A 16,310-nucleotide genomic window follows, 5' to 3' on the forward strand; every position below is an offset into this window, starting at 1 on the left:
CGGAGAAGTCCTGCCCGCTGGTGCTGCTGGTACGGCCAGCTGCCCGGTTCGGTGTTCGCATCGTACCGCTTGGGTGTTGTTTCGGGTGACTACGCGTCGACTGGACCACCCGGGGTTGAATCGGTCGCGGGGTGGGCTCGTGTGGATGAGCGCGTCGCTCAAACGAGTTGAACCACAAGACCTCGCAACGGGGAGTTGAGCAGGTCGACCACCCAAAGGCGTTGTTCGTTAGTCCAGACGAGCGCAACGGTCTGGTGGATAAAGAACAAGCTAAGGTTGAGGGAGAACCGGAAGGGAAAGCTGTGGCGGGGCGTAACCGACGATTCAGCCAGGAGTTCAAGGACGAAGCCGTCCGCATGGTGCTGGACGGCCCGCGGCCGGTGGCGCATGTGGCCAAGGAACTCGGCATCCATGAGACCACGCTCGGAATTGGGTGAACACCTACCGCCGGACGGATGTAGGTGTGCTGGGAAGCATGGTTGAGACGGAGGTGGGTTCAATCCTGACCACCGTTTCGCAACTTATAGTTATCATGGGATTCCCTTATGGTCGCCAGCATAGCCTCCCCCTGCCAAGGTATTATGTCCTTCACACGATAGACGTCCAAACCTGCGTGAATTTCGATGGTGCGCCCTGGAAACAGATAGAGGCGTCGCCCGGAAGTGATCCCGAGATCGGTGATGGAGCGGTACTCGATGACGGTGGAAACGGCGACGTCGTACCCTTCCATTTCGGCGATGTGTAGCGACCTGTCGCTGGCGATGAACAGCGCCGCTCCCTGTTGAGAACTGCGGTAACGACAAGGAACGGCTGCGTAGAGCTCCTCGTCCTCATGAAGGACCCAGCTCATGAGTCTGGCGAGTGTTCCGAGATTCCCCATCCGCTGCTGACTGGGAGGAAGCAGGTCCCTCAGCCGTGCGGTGACCCGAGCCTCCAGGCGGGCCCTGTCGGGGGAGCGGTCCGTACCGCGGCCATCACGGGTGAACGCTGAAGCAGGCGGAGCGGTCCGCTCAAATGCGCGGGGGCAGTGCCCTCGGAGTTCACGGGTGGCCATGGAGGCCACCTCGAAGAACCAGTTTCGCGGGTTCGGCAGGCCGATCCGGGCGAGGTGGTCGAGGTTCCGTCCCGCGAACAGCAGTCCGCAGGCGACCAGGGAGAGCAGGCTCTGTGTCGCCCATGCGCTTTCCCAGCCGTGAGTCCTCGCCCATGTCCGTCCCGCGTCGTGGACGGCGGCGCTGATCTTCCGGTGTGCTTCCAGGTGAGGGGGGATTCGGGCGATTCCCGGGGTGACGATCACGGGAATCAGTGCCCAATAGTCTGTGGAATCGCTCATTCCTCCGCTCAGCCACTCGGCAGCGAGCGACAACAGCAGGTGCATTGGATCCCGGGCAAGTGGGGCGTCCGGCGAGAAGTCTCCGTAGTCGATGAGCTGGTAGCGCTCCGCCTCCGCTGGAGTTCCCGGAACTAGGACATTACGCACGTTAAGATCACCATGTGCGTTTCCGCTCAGTATGGGTTCCCGATGACCACTGGTAAGGAGCTCCAAGGGATCGGAGGGCTCGCCCCGACCCTCCGTGACCGGTTCGACGGCGGCCGAAAGCCGGCCGTTCTCGCGGACCCATCGGTGCAACTCGCTGTTCGGCAACAGTTTCCTGCCGAGAATCCCGCGCAAGTGGTCGCTCACGGTCTCCTCCCGGATCTCTACACGCTCGTTCCAGTCACCCAGGATGGAGGCGACGACTCTGCCGCAGATCTCGGCCGCATTCGGCTCTCCGAGGAGCACGGCGAGGGTCCGGGAGTTGTCGAGGTCGTCACCCGCGACGAGATTGAATATCGCCCACCAGCCACCGGTGAGCCGAACGAAATCTCGACCCACTCCCACCAGATGGCGGCTGACGAATGAGGCGGGGGAGAGTACCACGGCGTGTCGGATGCGCCGGATCTCCTCTGAACCTTCAGCGGAGAATTTGAGAACGAGCTGTCGCGACGATCCCTCCGGGTCCGACCGATGGACGACGTACACCTCTGCGCCGCTGCGTCCTCCGTTCAGCTTCAGCTGGCGGTGGATGTCGTATCCGGCGGCCCGGCACCAGCGGTTGAATCGCCTCCGGGCCGAGTCGGGCATGCGCTTCTCGTCAGGTTCCGGCGCCACGTTCTCACCGCCTTAGGTGAAGAGGTACTCGATGACGGAGACCACGATGCCGAGAATGCCGAGGATGACCCCGGCGGCTTCCCAGGGTCTGTTTCGCACGATGCGCAACAGCCGTCTCGGCCGAGCTTCCTGGAAACCGGACGGTAGCTGGCTCAGCCCGCCAGGGAGAGACCGGGCCACCATGCGCAGGGCGGTCATGTTGAAGGTGACACCGTCCACCTTCGCTTGGGGCGAGAGCAGGGCTTTTTCGCTCACCCAGCGGGCGCCGGGGGCCAGGGGGACGGAGTTCCGGATGGTCACGAGCTGGAAGATCGTGATCTCGTACAGCGTGTTCACCCCCGTGCTCCGGGACACCTGCGTGACCTGCGCCACGCCGAGCTCCACGAGCTGGTCCATGCCCGCCGTAAAATCGAACTTTGGGATCTCCTCGTCCAGCTCACGGATTGCCACGTCTTGGATGGTGAGGTCGTCGTGCCGTCGGCGACCTCCCGGGAGCTGATACTGGTTGGCGACGGGGTCATAGTGCACGAGGTATCGGACGTCACGGCCACCGACGACGGTTTTGATCACCACCTGCGCGGCTCGTACGCTGCGCAGCGGTGCGGCAGCGGCATTGACCGCCGTTCGCCGCTGCTCCATGAGGTAAAGGAATTGTGGGCCGGCCAGCACCTCCTGACCGGAGTACGGAGCCTCTGTGGTCCGGGGCCTGGACCAGTTGAAGAAAATCGGGTGTCCGGCGTCTAAGTACTCGGCGAGGCTGCGCAGGAAGAAAAACGACGCGGGACTGACCGCCTTGACAAGACCATTGTCTTCGGTGATTGCGCCGAAGGCCCGCAGGAAGCCTGCGAATGCTGGGCCGAGGACGACTGCCACGGTTTTTTCCACCCCTGCGTCACGGCACAGACGCTCGGCCGGGACACCGCTCTCGCTCGCAGATGGAATCCCACGAAGCAGACGTACCATCAGGTCACGGGCATCCTGATCCATCACAGCCACTCCTGCCTCGCCGCGCGAGCTCTGCTGTTGCTTTTCGCTCTGATTGTGGCCCTATTCGTATGGCTATTACCAATGTAATCAAATTTTTTGGCGGGAATCGCCTAGATCACGGGGCCGCGTCTTTGCCATGCCGCTTGATCAGTTCCACCAGTCCCGTTCGGGGAGTCTCAGCCACATGTCGGGTGGACCGGTGATCCCTCTGGCGTCGGTAAGGCGCAAGCTTGTACGGGCACAGCAGTAGGCCGCGGCGTGGTGGTGGTAGAGATAGGCGGCGAGGATTTCCTCGGTGGGGTCGTCCGGGTATACGCCGCCACCACCGGGTGGGTGTCTCCTTCCTCCATGACGCCGTCCCGGAAGACCGTCCCGTGATGGCCACCCTTGGGGTTGTCGTACATGCCGTAGCAGAGGGTGCCTGTGACAAGCGCCTGAGGACTTCTTGTGTGTGGGGTAGGTATCCCCATGGTTGGCTGACGACGCATCCGCCAGGCACCTCCGTGACGCCGACGACGATCTGCCTGTCGAGGTGCGGCCCGAGATCATCGGTGATCGCTGCCACATCCTCGTCGTCGGCTGGTACAGCCTCCAGCCGCCGTGCCACCTCAGCCGCGGTGCGGTCGGCCACGCAGGTCATGCTCAGCCCGAAATAGCCGAGATCTCCCAGTGCGGCTATCAGACGTCTGGCTTCGGTCACGGCGGCGGTCTCGGCTGGAGCCAGACCGGCCGCTCCGGGCGGGATGCTGAACAGAGCGGGGGTGGGGCCGGCCAGGCTGAGCCGTCCGGGGGACCAACCGTTCATCATTCGCCGCCATGGGTCTGCCCCGGCTGCCACCAGCGCGCGCGTTGTCGGGACGATTGGCGAAGACAGCTGTCCAGAGCGCGGTACGGCCGGGGTACTCCTCGTCGTCATCGTCAAGGAAGTCGATATCGGGGAAGTGCCGGGCCAGTTCGGTGACCGCCTCGGGCGAGCCGTTCTCGGCTGCATCGTGCAGCAGGAAGTACTCGTCACTGACGGCCATGGCGCTCCTTGAAGGGCACGTACGGGATGCGGGCGTGATCAAGGATGGCGTGGGAGGCCGACAGATTCGGGTTGGCCAAGGGAGGTGAGGACAACACTTCTCGGGCCCCGGCTGGTCTCGACGGACCCGGCTGCTGACGGCCGGGTCCGTCCTGGAACAACTGATCGAGCCACCGCCGGTCCCTGAGCCGCGGGAATCAAACGAGGCCGCCCACGGGCTGCACCAGGAGCCGTGCTTCCTCGCTGTCAGGCTGGCGCGTCCTTGATCACACGAGAGGGGGTGGCTCACTGGAGTTCGGAGTTCACGTTGGCGGAGGTGCGTCACGCCGCATCGTGCCCAGCCCATCGTCTGGTGACGTCCGGGGTCTGTCGGTTCCGGCTGGCAGCATGACGACATGACCATGCAGCCCCCCGATATCTCCTGGCTCTGCGGCGAATACGCCGAGGAGTTGTACAGCTTCATCTACATCCGTGCCGCACCTGAACAGGTGATCGCCCGCCTCGGCGGCCGATGGGAGGACTTCACGCCGGGCCCCTTCCCTGACGACCCGGATTACTACTCGCACTCTGGGCCTCTCGGCGTCGCCTCCATCGGTGATTGGACGTTCGTTTTCGACCCCGATTGGCTCGGCACCCGCGAAGACGTGATCACCAGGCTCTCCGGGGGTACTCGCCTCGTCTCTCAAGCCGCACTCGCCATCAAGTACCTGGACTACTTCTACTGGTGTGAGGACGGCGAGATCCGATGCGCCTGGGGTGGCGATGAGGGATATCTGACGGAGATCCCGGCCGAACTGGTCGACACGATGGCGGAGATCGACAGGCTGTACCCATCGGGTCCCCGGCTCTACGAAGGGCCGGCCTTCCTGCTCGTCGAGCACCTGACCGGGATCAGGGTGACGGAGCAGCTGCTGAAGAGCTCCGCGTTCATGTGGGGTGTCGTTCCGGAACCGGCCACGACGTAACGGTGATCGATGGTGAGTCTGGGACCGGACGAAGGGGGCCGTGTCGGGTCAGATGAGGCCCTGGTCGGTCCAGATGACGCCCTTGTTGCGGCACAGGCAGAACGGGTGGCCGATCGGGTCGGTGTAGACCCGCCAGCCGTAGCCGTTCGGGCCGATGAAGTCCTGCTGCAGCGTCGCGCCGAGGTCGAGGACGCGGTGCTGCTCGTACTCGATATCGTCCACCTCGAAGTCGAGGTGGAACTGCTTGGGGTGCTCGCTGTCGGGCCACTGCGGAGCGCGGTAGTCATCCACCCGGATGAAGGCCAGCTCGACCTCGCCGAACTTGATGCCGGCCCAGTCCTCGTGGCTGCCTTCCTTGACCGGGCGGCCGGTCACCTCGGAGTAGAAGGCCGCCAGCTTCATCGTGTCCGGGCAGTCGATGATGAAATCGGTGAGTCGCAGCATTCTGCGATCTTGTCACAAGCTCATGGATGCGCTGTCAGCCTGGTTGGGACGGGGGCTGCGCCTCGATGAGGCGCAGTTCGTCGTGCACGATCCGGCGGATGGCTCGGGGCGTGAAGTTGCGGGGGAAGGTCGCCGTCTGGAGCGTCAGGCCGTCCACGAACAGGTGGAGGCGCATGGCCTGACCTTCCAGCCCGGTGTCGGCGAACTCCTGTCCCATCCGATCGGGCAGCGGCAGGCCATGGCAAGAGGCGATCGCCAGGCGGCAGATGTGGCGTTCCCCCGACCAGCTCGCGTCGCGCATCTCCGCCAGTGACTCGTCCACCTGGGAGCGCACCAGACACGCCAGCCATACGTCCGCTTCGACGCGGCGGTCGTCATCGAGGGGAAGAAGCTCTTCGAGGATGAGCTGGGCGCGCCGCATGCCGGGCAGGTCCGCATCGAGGTGGCCGGTGATGCGCTTGGTGACGCTTCTGGCGACCGCCTGCGCCGCGAAGCTGAGCAGGCCGCGCTGGTTGTCGAAATAGTGGCGCAACCCGCCGACCGAGACGCCTGCCGCCTCGGCGACCTTGCGGACCGTGGCGCCTTCGATCCCGTCCCGGCTGATGATGCCCCACACGATCCGGGTGAGTTCCTCGCGCCGCTGCTCGTGGTCCACGATCTTCGGCATGCCGTCTATTACAGCACATCTGTACGGTTTCCTTTAAAGTACAAGTGTGCTAAATAAAGCATCCCTGCATCACCCCAGGCTGGGCCTCGGCGTCCTGGCGGCCGGCCTGGCCCTGATCGCCGGAGCGGCACTATGGCTGGCACTGAACGACAGCACCGGCATCCGCTACTCGGCCGACCACACCGACACCGTGCCCATGTGGCACCGCTGGATCCCGGCCCTCACCGGACTGGTCCTCATACGGCTGCTGCCGCCGAGGGCGACCACCCCTGACGTCCCACAGGCACGCGGCCGCCTTCTTCACCTCCACGCCATCCTCCTCTTGGTCTCAGCCGTACTCTTCGCCGCGGGGTTATGGCTGTCAGGCGGCGGCGAACCTGCCCACACGGTGTTGAAACTCATCCTGTTGCTCGCCGTACCCGCACTGCTGTTCTGGTGGGCACGGCGCGGCTCCACGGATCGCGGCCACCTCCATGAGCGGCCCGCGGCCTGGCGTCACTACGGCCCCATCGCGCCGGTGGCCGCCTGGCTCGTTCTCACCTACACGGGTCCGCTGGCCGTGCCGTCCAGCGACTACGCGGCAAGAGTCGATCTCGTCACGCTGGTGCTCACCATCGTCGTGGTGTTCAGCGTCAACAGCCTGCTCGAAGAGGTCTTCTACCGGCGCTGGCTGCAGACCCGATGGGAGCACCTCATCGGCCGCTGGCCCGCCATCGTGCTGACTTCTCTGCTCTGGGCCGCCTGGCATGTCGGCATCCAAGGCACGGGACACCTTCCGACAGACCTCTCCTCGGCCTTCGTCAACCAGGGAGTGCAGGGGCTGTTCCTCGGCTATCTGTGGAGCCGATACCGCCTGATGTGGCCCGTCCTCGTGGTCCACGGCGCCATGAACGCCGCCCCCACCTTGCTGGGCATGCTGTAGCGCCGGGGGTGAAGGTCGGCCTGGTTCCAGGTCGCGTGGATGGAGCCAAGCAGGTGGAACCGCCGGTCTCCCGGTGGGCGGCAATGAACCGCTCCACCCGCGAGAGTCAGGCCTGGGCCAGCCAGGCGCGGCACAGCCACCAGGCGTCCACCCCGCCGAACGTGGCGGACGGGTCGATCCCGGTGACCTCGGCGAAGCGCTGCAGCCGGTTGCGCACGGTGTTGGGGTGCACGAACAGCCTCTCGGCCGCCAAGTCCACGTCCCTATCGGCCTCCAACCAGGCGCACACCGCACGGGCCACAGGCTCGGCCCGCGCGCCGAGCGCCGTCCACGCCGGCCGGTGGTGGTCGAGCAGCACCGCGGCCAGGTCGGCCCGGTCGACCACCGCGGCGAGCGCCGGTACGCGGGCGACGTGGATGACTCCGGTCCGGCCCGTCGACTCGCCCGCGGTCAGCGCGGCGACCGCGAGACGCCGTACGGCGGCGAGTTCCTCGGGCTCGGCGGGGCCCGCGAGCCCTGCCACCACCCCGGCCCTGGCGACGCGACTCGACGGCTCCCGGCCGAGCACTCCCACCAGCAGCCCGTCCACGACCGCGCACAGGACCGGCAGTTGATCGCGCAGTGAACGCTCCAGCCCCGTGGCGGCCTCGCCCGGACGGGCGGCCAGCACCCACAGCCCGCCCGCGACGGGCAGTCCCGCCTCGGCGGCGGCCAGTGCGCCGGCCGAACCCCCGTCGAGCAGTCGCCGCAGGATGGCGGCCTCCCGGTCCCGCGTTCGCGGGCCCTGCCCGGCCTTCGTGGCATGGTGAGCGGCGATCAGCCTGGCCCGTACGACCTCCGCCCAGTCGTCGTACAGCTCCCGCGCGTCCAGCAGGCGTTCGGCGCCGACCCCGGCCGCGCCCGCCACCTCGCGGGCCCGCGCCCAGATAGCTCGCTCGGCCACGTGGATGGCCCCCAGCACCGCCTCGACGGGCACGCCCTGCCGGGCCCGCGTCACGGCGAGCTCCTCCACGAACGACAGCTCCGCCTCCGTCGGACCGCGCCTGGCCGCCAGCGCCCGGGTCGCCGCGACGAGCAGCGCGCGGGTGTGCCCGGCGATGTCGGCCGACGGCAGGGCGGCGACCTCTCGCACCATCGTGCGCACGCCGGCCACGACCGACGACATCAGGTCGGCGTCGCCGACGACCCGTTCGATGAGGTCGACCACGGGGGTCCAGTCGTCACCGGAGTCCACCCCGCGATCCTCCCTTGAAATTGTGATCCGCCACAACCGAAGGCGGCAAAAACGTGAGGAGCACCATGGTCCGCCCGCCGATCCAGCCGTAGCCTTGGAGACCACCACAAAGCCCTCCGCGAGAATGACGCGGCGGTTCCACCGTCACGGCGAGTCGTAGCCCTCGCTCGCCACGCCCTCTGACGTAGCCGAGTTTTCCAGGAGAACCTCACCCATGACCCCCTCGTGCCGGGTTGCCGTGATCGGCGCCGGAGCGGCCGGGCTCGCCGCCACCAAGGCCCTGCTCGACGTCGGCCTCGACGTCGTCACGTACGAGAAGGGCGACCGGCCCGGCGGGCTGTGGGTCCGCGACAACAGCAGCGGCCTGTCACCCGCTTATGCCTCGCTGCACCTCAACACCAGCAAGGGCCGCACCGAGTTCGCCGACTTCCCGATGCCCGCCGAGTGGCCGGACTACCCGTCGGCCGACCACGTGGCCGGTTACCTCGCCGACTACGCGAAGACCTTCGGCCTCACCCCGCACCTGCGATTCGGCAGTACGGTGAGGCGCGTGGAGCGCGAGGGCACAGCACTCCCCTGGGTCGTGACGACCGATTCCGGAGAGGCCGGCCGTTACGACGCGGTCGTGGTCGCCAACGGCCACAACTGGGATCCCCGGATGCCCGAGCCCGGCTACCCCGGCACGTTCGACGGCACTCAGCTGCACGCCCACGACTACCGCACCCCCGAGATCTTCCGGGACCGCCGGGTGCTGGTGGTGGGCATGGGCAACTCCGCCATGGACATCGCCGTCGACGCCTCGAACGTCGCCCGCGGCCCGGTCCTGCTCTCGGCTCGCCATGGCGTGCACGTCGTGCCGAAGTACCTGTTCGGCCGGCCCGCGGATGCCACGGGCGCCGCCATGTCGGCGCTGCCGTGGCGGGTGCGCCAGCGCATCGCCGAGACCCTCCTCCGGCTGGCCGTCGGCACCCCGCAGAGCTACGGCCTGCCGGCCCCCTCCGGCGGCCTCTTCCAGAACCATCCCACGATCAGCGACACCATCCTGCACCGCCTCACTCACGGCGAGGTGACCGCACGGCCCGGCATCGACCGTCTCGACGGCGACCGCGTCGTCTTCACCGGCGGCACGTCCGACCCCGTCGACGTGATCGTCTGGGCCACCGGCTACCGCGTGACCATCCCCTTCCTGACCTCCCGCTGGGTGGGCGACGACGCGGAGCGGCTGCCGCTGTACCAGCGGGTCTTCCATTTGCAGGACCCGAGCCTGGCCTTCGTGGGGCTCATGCAGTCCACAGGCGCCGCCCTGCCCGTCGTCGAGGCCCAGGCCAAACTGGTCGCCGCCCACCTGTCCGGCCGCTACGCCCTGCCCACGCCCCTGGAGCAGCGGCGCGCCGTCGCCCGCGCCCTGCGCGCCGCCACCGAGCGATGGGGTGACAGGCGTCCCATCATGCGGATCGACTTCGACCGCTATGTCGCCGCCCTGCCCCGCGAGATGAAGGCCGGCCGCATCCGGCTGCTGCGGGGAGCCCGCCCGTTCACCCCTGCCCGCCGTGAGGAGACCACCGCGTGAGCACGTCCCGAACCTCCTCCGGCCACCTGCCCGGCCACCGCCGTGACGCCCGCGGCCTGCGCGTCATCGTCACCGGCGCGTCCGGCACGTTCGGCCGGGCGATCAGCGTCCGCCTGGCCGGGCTCGGCGCCCACGTCATCGGCCTGGACCTGGCCCCGCGCGCCGATGACCCGGTCCAGGTCCTGGCCTGCGACATCACCGACGACGCCGGCGTGCCCGAGGCCGTGGCCGCCGCCATCGCGGAACTCGGCGGCCTCGACCTGCTGATCAACAACGCCGGCGTCGGCGGGCCGGCCCCGGCCGAGCTGCCGCCCGGCGCCGAGGTACGCCGCCAGCTCGACATCAACCTGCTCGGCGCCTGGCGCGTCACCGCCGCCTGCGTGGACGCCCTCGTCCAGTCCCGCGGCCGGGTCGTCATGCTCTCCTCGCGGATGGCCGTCATGCAGCTCCCCCTCGCGGCCGCGTACGGCGCCTCCAAACGAGCGCTCGTCGCATACGCCGACGCGCTGCGGCTGGAGATCGGCACCCACGTCACCGTCACCTGCGTCTACCCGTCGGCGGTACGCAGTCCCATCCATGACTCGACCGCCGCCGCGGGCCTGTCCCTGGAGGGCATGAGCAGTTACGAGCCGCTGGAGGGCGTGGTCGACACGGTGCTGCGCGCCGCGCTGGGCCGCGCGCGGCGCGACCTGGCGACCACCCGTCGTGGCGCCGTCGAGCTGTTCCTGGCGCGGCACCTGCCCTCGGTCACCGACCGGATCATCGCCCGTACCCTGGCCGGCCGCGTCCGTTCCGGCGCGTTCGACGGGGCCGAGCTGGCCGCCGGCGTCGTCGCGCGCCACGCGCGAAAGCCGTGACTCGGCTCGCTGTCCGACCGGCAGGCGCGCCGCAGCGGGCACCGGGGCGGCATGCTCCGCTGGGGACTGCTGCTGGGTGCGGCCATGGCCGCGCTGCTCGCGGGCTTCACCGTGGTGCCCGCCGTGCTGATGGCGACGGCTGTGTGGTTCCAGCGCCGTTACGCCCTCGACCGGCCGGCAGGGCCTTGACCCCGGATCTCCTCACCGGCGAGCACCTGCTGGCGCTCGCCGTGCTCTCCTCCGTCGTGCCGCTGCTGCGCGACGGCCGCCACGCCCGGACGGGCGAGGTGGCCCGGCTGCTGGTGCCCGCGCTGGTGTGCACCCCACTGGCCGCGCTGGCGCTGCGCGGGGGGTGGACACCCGCTGGCCGGCGCCTGGCCGCGGGCGCCTGCGTGGTCATCGCTGTGTGCGTCCTGGCCGACGGGGGTGCGCTGGAGACGGCTGCGCCGTCCCGAGGGAGCCGTGGCCGTCGGCGCCGCCAGCGCGCCGCTCAACGTGGTCGGCGGGGTCGGCGGCCCGCCGATCGGCCTGTACGCGGCCAGCGCGGGCTGGGAACCGGCGACCACGCGGGGCAATCTGCACGCCTTCTTCATTCTGCACAACACCGCGACGGCCCTGGTGCTCGGCATGGTGCTGCCCGGAGCGCCGGAGCTCGCGGCACTGGCCGCCGGCACGGCCTCCGGATGCACGATGAACATCGTGGTCTTCGGGGCGGGCGGCAGAGCCGGTAGGCAGATCGTCGCCGAGGCGCACCGGCGTGGGCACCGGGTCACCGCCGTGGTGCGTGACCCCGCAAGCCACGGCGATCTGACCGACGTACGCGTGGTGGCGGGCGACGTCACGGACGAGACCGGCGTCGCTCGCGGTGGCGCTGCTCGACGAGATCGAGGTCCCCCGTCACCGCCGCGCCGCTGTCAGCATCCGGGAGGCGTGATGCCTTAGGTCCACGACGGTGTCGGCCTCCAGAGCGCCTGACGGCGTACGCGGCTCATCAGGAGCGGACCACCCGTGAGATCCCCGTCTGCAACGCGTGCAGTGGCCGGGCACAGGAGTCTGCTGGAACAATGGCTGCTCCCGATCATCGTTGCGAGGGAGGCGGGCCATGTCCCGGTGGCGCCATCTTCGATGGTGGCTGGCCGCGTTCGTGGCCAGTCTGCTGAGCTTCTTAGCCCTATGGCTGCCGGCGCTCTTCGCGGGCGATGGAGCGGTGGGTTGTGCGGGCTATGGGCCTCTTCCTTTGGGCCTGGCGGAGTTGTGGTACGACCTGGAAGAAACGTGGCTCGATCTCCGGCAGCACGTGGAGTCGACGTACGGACGGTATCTGGCTCTGAACGCTCTGCCTATGGTGAGCGTTCTGCTGTCTGGTGTGGTCGCCGCCTCGTCGAAGCGGTGGCTCGGGACAGTGGTCGGGCTGGTGGCGGCCCTGGTCGTGGCGGTGGTTGCGCTTCACTGGGCGTTCATGGCGTTCTCGTATTTCCTGTTGCTCACCTGCGGAGGGTGGGAGGGAAACGTCCCGTGGATGGTGTGGCGTCTCCTTCCGATGGTCGGTTTCGGCAGCGCGGTCGTGCTGTTGATCGGCGGAGTCCGGGTTCGTGGAGCGGCGTTGGCCAGGCCGGGCAGGCGATCCTGATGATCCGCACATAGGGCGGCCGGGACGGTGTCGCCGTGCAGGCGATCGGTGCGTGGATGGTGCGGGTCCGGGTGATGAGCGGACGGCGGTCGGCTGGGCGCATCGAGGCCGTGCCGGTGCGTTCAGTACCCGGCGCGGCGAGGGGCGGCGGTCGGGCGGCGGGAGAGGTTCGTCCGGCGCCGTGCTGACCCGGCGCATCCGCGAGGACCTCGACGCCAGCATCGGCCACCACGCCGCCTCGGGCCTGCCCGGCGACTCGACCTCGGTGCTCCTTCTCTACCTCACGCTGAACTGGCTCATCGTGGAGCGGCTGACCGTGCCCGTTTCGACGTCGAGGCCGGGCCGTGGTCGGACAAAGGAGTTGACCAATGGCGAGGCGCATGGGTCAAAAATGGCCTAAAGTGTGCTCATGTGGCATAGGAGGCGTGCTTGGGTAAGCCAGGCATCTGAGGCGGTGCCCCACCGCGCCCCCGTGCCACGGCATCCGTCCTGGTGCTCCGGCCTTGAGGAAGGGTGACGGCAGGAGATCCACGACCATCACCCCACCTCATCTCGCGGGCGCCAGGGCGCGTCCCTTCACCATGCCCCGCGTCGTGGCCGCACGGAATCCCGAGCACTGTCAGCCGGTCCTGCGACGCATAGTCCTTTTGGAGGCTCTGTGACAACCTCGCTGTCCTACTATGACCAGGTCGGCGGCGCGCCGGCTGTCCGTGACGTCGTCGACCTGTTCTACGTGCGGGTCCTCGACGACGCCGACCTCAAGCCGTACTTCGCCGGCATCGACCTGCCGAGGCTGAAGCGGCACATGGTGGTGCTGCTGTGCTCCGTACTCGGCGGCCCCGACCCGTACGAGGGCCGCGACCTGGCAGAGGCGCACCGCGGCCTGGACATCACCGCCGAGCACTACGCGAAGGTCGGCGAGATCCTGGTCTCCGTGCTGCGGGGGGCCGGGGTGAGCGACGAGGTCCTGCGGCACGTCGTGCTGACCCTGAACGAGGTGGAGTCGTCCATCGTGGCCGAGCCCGCAGAGACGGCCGACTGAGTGGACGCGCAAGCGCTCAAGGACAGCTGGCGCCTCGTCGCCCGGTCGGGCGACCAGGTGCCGCTGTTCTTCTACTCGGCCCTGTTCCTGATGAACCCCGAGACAAGGGACCTGTTCCCGGTGTCGATGGCACACCAGCGCGACCGGCTCGTCGGCGCGCTCGGGCACATCGTCAGCAACGTCGACCAGGTGGAGGAGCTGGTCCCGTTCCTCCAGCAGCTCGGCAGGGACCACCGCAAGTTCGCCGTGGTGACGGAGCACTACCCGGCCGTCGGCAGGGCGCTGCTCGCGACCCTGGAGCACTTCTTGAACGAGCGGTGGACGCCCGCACTCGCCGAGGACTGGACGAAGGCGTACGGACTGGTGGCCCAGGTGATGTCGGAGGCGGCAGCCGACGCGTCCAAGACCGTCCCACCCTGGTGGGAGGGCGAGATCATCAGCCACGAGCCCCGCGCCCTCGGCATCGCGGTCATCCGGGCCCGGCTGAACTACCACTACCCCTACCGCCCCGGTCAGTCGGCGTCGATCTCGCACCCCATGCGCTCACGCGTCTGGCGCTTCTACTCCTTCGCCAACGCGCCGCGCCAGGACAACACCGTGGACCTGCACGTGCGCATGGTCGACGGTGGCGTGCTGAGCGCCGCTCTGGTCATGGGCGCGCGACGCGGCGACGTCCTGCGCGTGGGAGCGCCGGTGGGCGAGCGGCTGAAGCTCTCCTCCGACACCCCTGGCGACCTGCTGCTCATCGCGGGCGGCACCGGCCTCGCGCCGCTGAAGGCGCTGGTGGAACAGGTGGTCTACGAGGGCCCGTCGCGGAAGGTCGACCTCGTCGTCGGGGCCCGGACGTCCCGGGAGCTGTACGACGTCGAGGCGCTGTCCAAGATGGCCGCGGAGCACCCCTGGCTGACCGTGGTCCCGGCCGTCTCCAACGACCCCTACTACCGCGGCACCCGCGGCAACGCCGTGGACGTCGCGCTGCAGGCCTGGCGTGGACAGCAGGTCTTCGTCTGCGGCTCCGAGGAGATGGCTCAGGGCACCGTCGGACGACTGCTGGACGCCGGCGTGCCCTCCGAACAGATCCACTTCGACGAGTTCACGACCGACAAAGGTGGGGAGTCATGACGGCAGAGATGCCGCGGGGAGACCGCCCGGCGCACGAACGCCAGCCCATCACCCCGGATCGGGTACGCAAGCAGCAGTTCTCCCGCACCACGCTCGGGCGCCGCGGCTACAGCGAGGACGAGGTGCGCTCGTTCCTGTACCGGGTCGCGGACGACATGGCGGCCGGGGACAAGGAGAAGGCGGACCTGCGGGCGTACATCGACCGGATGAAGCAGTGGTACAAGGAGCACGGCATCAGCACCGAGCACGCCGTCCCCCAGCAGGGCCTGAGCGTCGACGCGATCAACATGCTCTCCCGCGCGCAGCAGACCGCCGACGTCCAGATCGCGGAGGCGGAGAACTACGCGCGGCGGATCGTGGGGGAGGCCCGCCAGCAGTACGAGGTGATCCTGACGGAGGCGCAGCGGCAGGCGGAGGAGGCCGCCGAACGGGCGGTCGGCGCCTACCGGTCGCACGGCGGCGTGCACGGCGCCGAGGCCGAGGAGCTGGAGCGGCAGATCGCCTACCTGCGCACCTTCGCCGACGTCACCCGGGTGCAGCTGCGGGCCGTGCTGTCGGGGCTGGCCCAGGAGGTCGACAAGCTCGGCCAGATCCCCGACCAGAACGGCCGGATCCTCCACGGTTCCTCACGGGGAGGCCTTCCACCGGGTTGACCTCAACTTCGGTTGAGGGTGAAGAGTGCTCCACGTCGATACCGGACAAGCAGGGGAGCGGTTGACGTGCGAGTGGTGCGGGTGACGCGTTTCGGAGGGCCCGAGGTCCTGGTTCCGGGCGAGGCGCCGGACCCGGTCGCCGGACCGGGACAGGTAGTGGTCGACGTGTCCGTCGCGGGGATGACCTTCGTCGAGACGCAGATCCGGCGTGGCGTCGACGAGTGGCACAGCAGGCCCGCCCTGCCGTACGTGCCGGGCGGTACGGTCGCCGGCCAGGTGGGCCCGGTCGGTGAGGGGGTGGATCCGGGCTGGTCCGGACGGCGTGTTGTCGCCGACCTGGGGCAGAGCGGCGGCTTCGCCGAGCGTGCGGTGGCCGGGGTGGAGAATCTGATCCCGGTGCCGGACGGGCTGGGGCTGCGCGAGGCCGTCGCCCTGCACACCGACGGCAGCACCGCGCTGGGGCTGGTCGAAGGAGCCGGGATCCGGGCCGGGGAGTGGGTGCTGGTCGAGGCGGCGGCCGGAGGGGTCGGCACGTTGCTGGTGCAGTTGGCCAGGGCGGCGGGCGCCAGGGTCGTGGGGGCGGCCCGCGGTGCGCGCAAGCTGGACCTGGTCCGTGAGCTGGGCGCCGAGGCCGTGGTCGACTACTCGGACCCGGACTGGGCGGAGCGGGTACGTGAGGTGACCGGTGGTGCGGGGCCTGACGTGGTGTTCGACGGGGTCGGCGGCGCGATCGGCCGGGCCGCGTTCGAGGTGACGGCGGCCGGCGGCCGGTTCTCCGTCCACGGCGCCTCCAGCGGCCAGGTTACGGAGCTCGATCCCGCCCAGGCGCGCAGGCGCGGCGTCGAGGTGATCGGGATCGAACAGCTCTTCGGCTTCGGGCCGAAGATCCGAGGCTGGGCCGAGCGGGTGATGGCGGAGGCGGCGGAGGGCCGGATCCTGCCGATCATCGGGCAGTCCTTCCCCCTGGAGCGAGCCGCGGACGCGCACGCCGCGATCGAGTCGCGAAGCGCCCTGGGCAAGACTCTCCTGCTGATCTGACGG

Annotated in this window: 17 protein-coding genes and 1 pseudogene; 13 read left to right on the forward strand and 5 right to left on the reverse strand. The window is 68.9% G+C overall.

The genetic code is table 11. The features are described from left to right. Positions 1-356: 356 nt before the first annotated feature. Positions 357-451: pseudogene (locus ACQEUU_RS29910) on the forward strand (hypothetical protein); the annotation flags it as partial. Positions 452-496: 45 nt separating this feature from the next. Here ACQEUU_RS29910 and ACQEUU_RS29915 read toward each other — a convergent pair. Both ACQEUU_RS29915 and ACQEUU_RS29920 read right to left on the reverse strand, forming a co-directional pair. Next, positions 497-2,125: a hypothetical protein gene (locus tag ACQEUU_RS29915; protein WP_433074518.1), complete on the reverse strand. Its 1,629-nt coding sequence runs from the start codon at positions 2,123-2,125 to the stop codon at positions 497-499. Between the two features lie 39 nt (positions 2,126-2,164). Further along, positions 2,165-3,139, reverse strand: a complete 975-nt coding sequence (locus ACQEUU_RS29920) for a hypothetical protein (RefSeq protein WP_433072429.1) — start codon at positions 3,137-3,139, stop codon at positions 2,165-2,167. Positions 3,140-4,558: 1,419 nt separating this feature from the next. Here ACQEUU_RS29920 and ACQEUU_RS29925 point away from each other — a divergent pair. Then, complete coding sequence (locus ACQEUU_RS29925; RefSeq protein WP_433072430.1) at positions 4,559-5,128, forward strand: DUF6461 domain-containing protein; 570 nt, start codon at positions 4,559-4,561, stop codon at positions 5,126-5,128. Between the two features lie 48 nt (positions 5,129-5,176). On the opposite strand, the gene ACQEUU_RS29930 is transcribed toward ACQEUU_RS29925, so the two are convergent. Both ACQEUU_RS29930 and ACQEUU_RS29935 read right to left on the reverse strand, forming a co-directional pair. Beyond that, complete coding sequence (locus tag ACQEUU_RS29930) at positions 5,177-5,572, reverse strand: VOC family protein (RefSeq protein ID WP_433072431.1); 396 nt, start codon at positions 5,570-5,572, stop codon at positions 5,177-5,179. 34 nt (positions 5,573-5,606) lie between these two features. Continuing rightward, positions 5,607-6,239 carry a TetR/AcrR family transcriptional regulator gene (locus ACQEUU_RS29935; protein WP_433072432.1) on the reverse strand — a complete coding sequence of 211 codons (633 nt, stop codon included), beginning with the start codon at positions 6,237-6,239 and terminating at the stop codon, positions 5,607-5,609. Between the two features lie 46 nt (positions 6,240-6,285). Here ACQEUU_RS29935 and ACQEUU_RS29940 point away from each other — a divergent pair, with 46 nt between their 5' ends. Then, on the forward strand, positions 6,286-7,161 hold the full coding sequence (locus tag ACQEUU_RS29940) for a lysostaphin resistance A-like protein (RefSeq protein ID WP_433072433.1): 876 nt from the start codon (positions 6,286-6,288) through the stop codon (positions 7,159-7,161). 106 nt (positions 7,162-7,267) lie between these two features. On the opposite strand, the gene ACQEUU_RS29945 is transcribed toward ACQEUU_RS29940, so the two are convergent. Further along, positions 7,268-8,395 carry a helix-turn-helix domain-containing protein gene (locus ACQEUU_RS29945; RefSeq protein ID WP_433072434.1) on the reverse strand — a complete coding sequence of 376 codons (1,128 nt, stop codon included), beginning with the start codon at positions 8,393-8,395 and terminating at the stop codon, positions 7,268-7,270. 214 nt (positions 8,396-8,609) lie between these two features. On the opposite strand from ACQEUU_RS29945, the gene ACQEUU_RS29950 reads away from it, so the two are divergent. The 10 genes from ACQEUU_RS29950 to ACQEUU_RS29995 all read left to right on the forward strand — a co-directional run bounded on the left by ACQEUU_RS29950 (position 8,610) and on the right by ACQEUU_RS29995 (position 16,307). Further along, positions 8,610-9,965, forward strand: coding sequence for a flavin-containing monooxygenase (locus ACQEUU_RS29950; protein ID WP_433072435.1), 1,356 nt, complete (start codon positions 8,610-8,612; stop codon positions 9,963-9,965). Next, on the forward strand, positions 9,962-10,822 hold the full coding sequence (locus ACQEUU_RS29955; protein ID WP_433072436.1) for an SDR family NAD(P)-dependent oxidoreductase: 861 nt from the start codon (positions 9,962-9,964) through the stop codon (positions 10,820-10,822). Before ACQEUU_RS29950 ends, ACQEUU_RS29955 begins: the two co-directional genes overlap by 4 nt. Positions 10,823-10,873: 51 nt before the next feature. Next, the gene (locus ACQEUU_RS29960) at positions 10,874-11,011 is read left to right on the forward strand and encodes a hypothetical protein (protein ID WP_433072437.1); all 138 of its coding nucleotides are present in this window, start codon (positions 10,874-10,876) and stop codon (positions 11,009-11,011) included. A 273-nt stretch (positions 11,012-11,284) separates the two neighbouring features. Next, on the forward strand, positions 11,285-11,764 hold the full coding sequence (locus tag ACQEUU_RS29965) for an NAD(P)H-binding protein (RefSeq protein ID WP_433072438.1): 480 nt from the start codon (positions 11,285-11,287) through the stop codon (positions 11,762-11,764). Positions 11,765-11,924: 160 nt separating this feature from the next. Further along, positions 11,925-12,452 carry a hypothetical protein gene (locus tag ACQEUU_RS29970; RefSeq protein ID WP_433072439.1) on the forward strand — a complete coding sequence of 176 codons (528 nt, stop codon included), beginning with the start codon at positions 11,925-11,927 and terminating at the stop codon, positions 12,450-12,452. 181 nt (positions 12,453-12,633) lie between these two features. Next, on the forward strand, positions 12,634-12,852 hold the full coding sequence (locus tag ACQEUU_RS29975; RefSeq protein ID WP_433072440.1) for a hypothetical protein: 219 nt from the start codon (positions 12,634-12,636) through the stop codon (positions 12,850-12,852). Between the two features lie 258 nt (positions 12,853-13,110). Continuing rightward, positions 13,111-13,494: a group I truncated hemoglobin gene (locus ACQEUU_RS29980; RefSeq protein WP_433072441.1), complete on the forward strand. Its 384-nt coding sequence runs from the start codon at positions 13,111-13,113 to the stop codon at positions 13,492-13,494. After that, on the forward strand, positions 13,495-14,616 hold the full coding sequence (locus ACQEUU_RS29985) for a globin domain-containing protein (protein WP_433072442.1): 1,122 nt from the start codon (positions 13,495-13,497) through the stop codon (positions 14,614-14,616). It begins immediately after the preceding gene. Then, positions 14,613-15,269: a DivIVA domain-containing protein gene (locus tag ACQEUU_RS29990; RefSeq protein WP_433072443.1), complete on the forward strand. Its 657-nt coding sequence runs from the start codon at positions 14,613-14,615 to the stop codon at positions 15,267-15,269. The genes ACQEUU_RS29985 and ACQEUU_RS29990 overlap by 4 nt, the downstream gene beginning before the upstream one ends. A gap of 66 nt (positions 15,270-15,335) precedes the next feature. Then, complete coding sequence (locus ACQEUU_RS29995; protein ID WP_433072444.1) at positions 15,336-16,307, forward strand: zinc-binding dehydrogenase; 972 nt, start codon at positions 15,336-15,338, stop codon at positions 16,305-16,307. The last annotated feature ends 3 nt before the right edge of the window (positions 16,308-16,310 follow it).

It is taken from the genome of Nonomuraea sp. CA-218870, from assembly GCF_050936535.1.
GTDB lineage: Bacteria > Actinomycetota > Actinomycetes > Streptosporangiales > Streptosporangiaceae > Nonomuraea > Nonomuraea corallina.

Coding starts and splice junctions, on each gene's coding strand:
- ACQEUU_RS29915 (WP_433074518.1), bottom strand. CDS start 2,125: ATGCCCGACTCGGCCCGGAGGCGATTCAACCGCTGGTGCCGGGCCGCC.
- ACQEUU_RS29990 (WP_433072443.1), top strand. CDS start 14,613: ATGACGGCAGAGATGCCGCGGGGAGACCGCCCGGCGCACGAACGCCAG.
- ACQEUU_RS29970 (WP_433072439.1), top strand. CDS start 11,925: ATGTCCCGGTGGCGCCATCTTCGATGGTGGCTGGCCGCGTTCGTGGCC.
- ACQEUU_RS29960 (WP_433072437.1), top strand. CDS start 10,874: ATGCTCCGCTGGGGACTGCTGCTGGGTGCGGCCATGGCCGCGCTGCTC.
- ACQEUU_RS29950 (WP_433072435.1), top strand. CDS start 8,610: ATGACCCCCTCGTGCCGGGTTGCCGTGATCGGCGCCGGAGCGGCCGGG.
- ACQEUU_RS29920 (WP_433072429.1), bottom strand. CDS start 3,139: ATGGATCAGGATGCCCGTGACCTGATGGTACGTCTGCTTCGTGGGATT.
- ACQEUU_RS29935 (WP_433072432.1), bottom strand. CDS start 6,239: ATGCCGAAGATCGTGGACCACGAGCAGCGGCGCGAGGAACTCACCCGG.
- ACQEUU_RS29925 (WP_433072430.1), top strand. CDS start 4,559: ATGACCATGCAGCCCCCCGATATCTCCTGGCTCTGCGGCGAATACGCC.
- ACQEUU_RS29930 (WP_433072431.1), bottom strand. CDS start 5,572: ATGCTGCGACTCACCGATTTCATCATCGACTGCCCGGACACGATGAAG.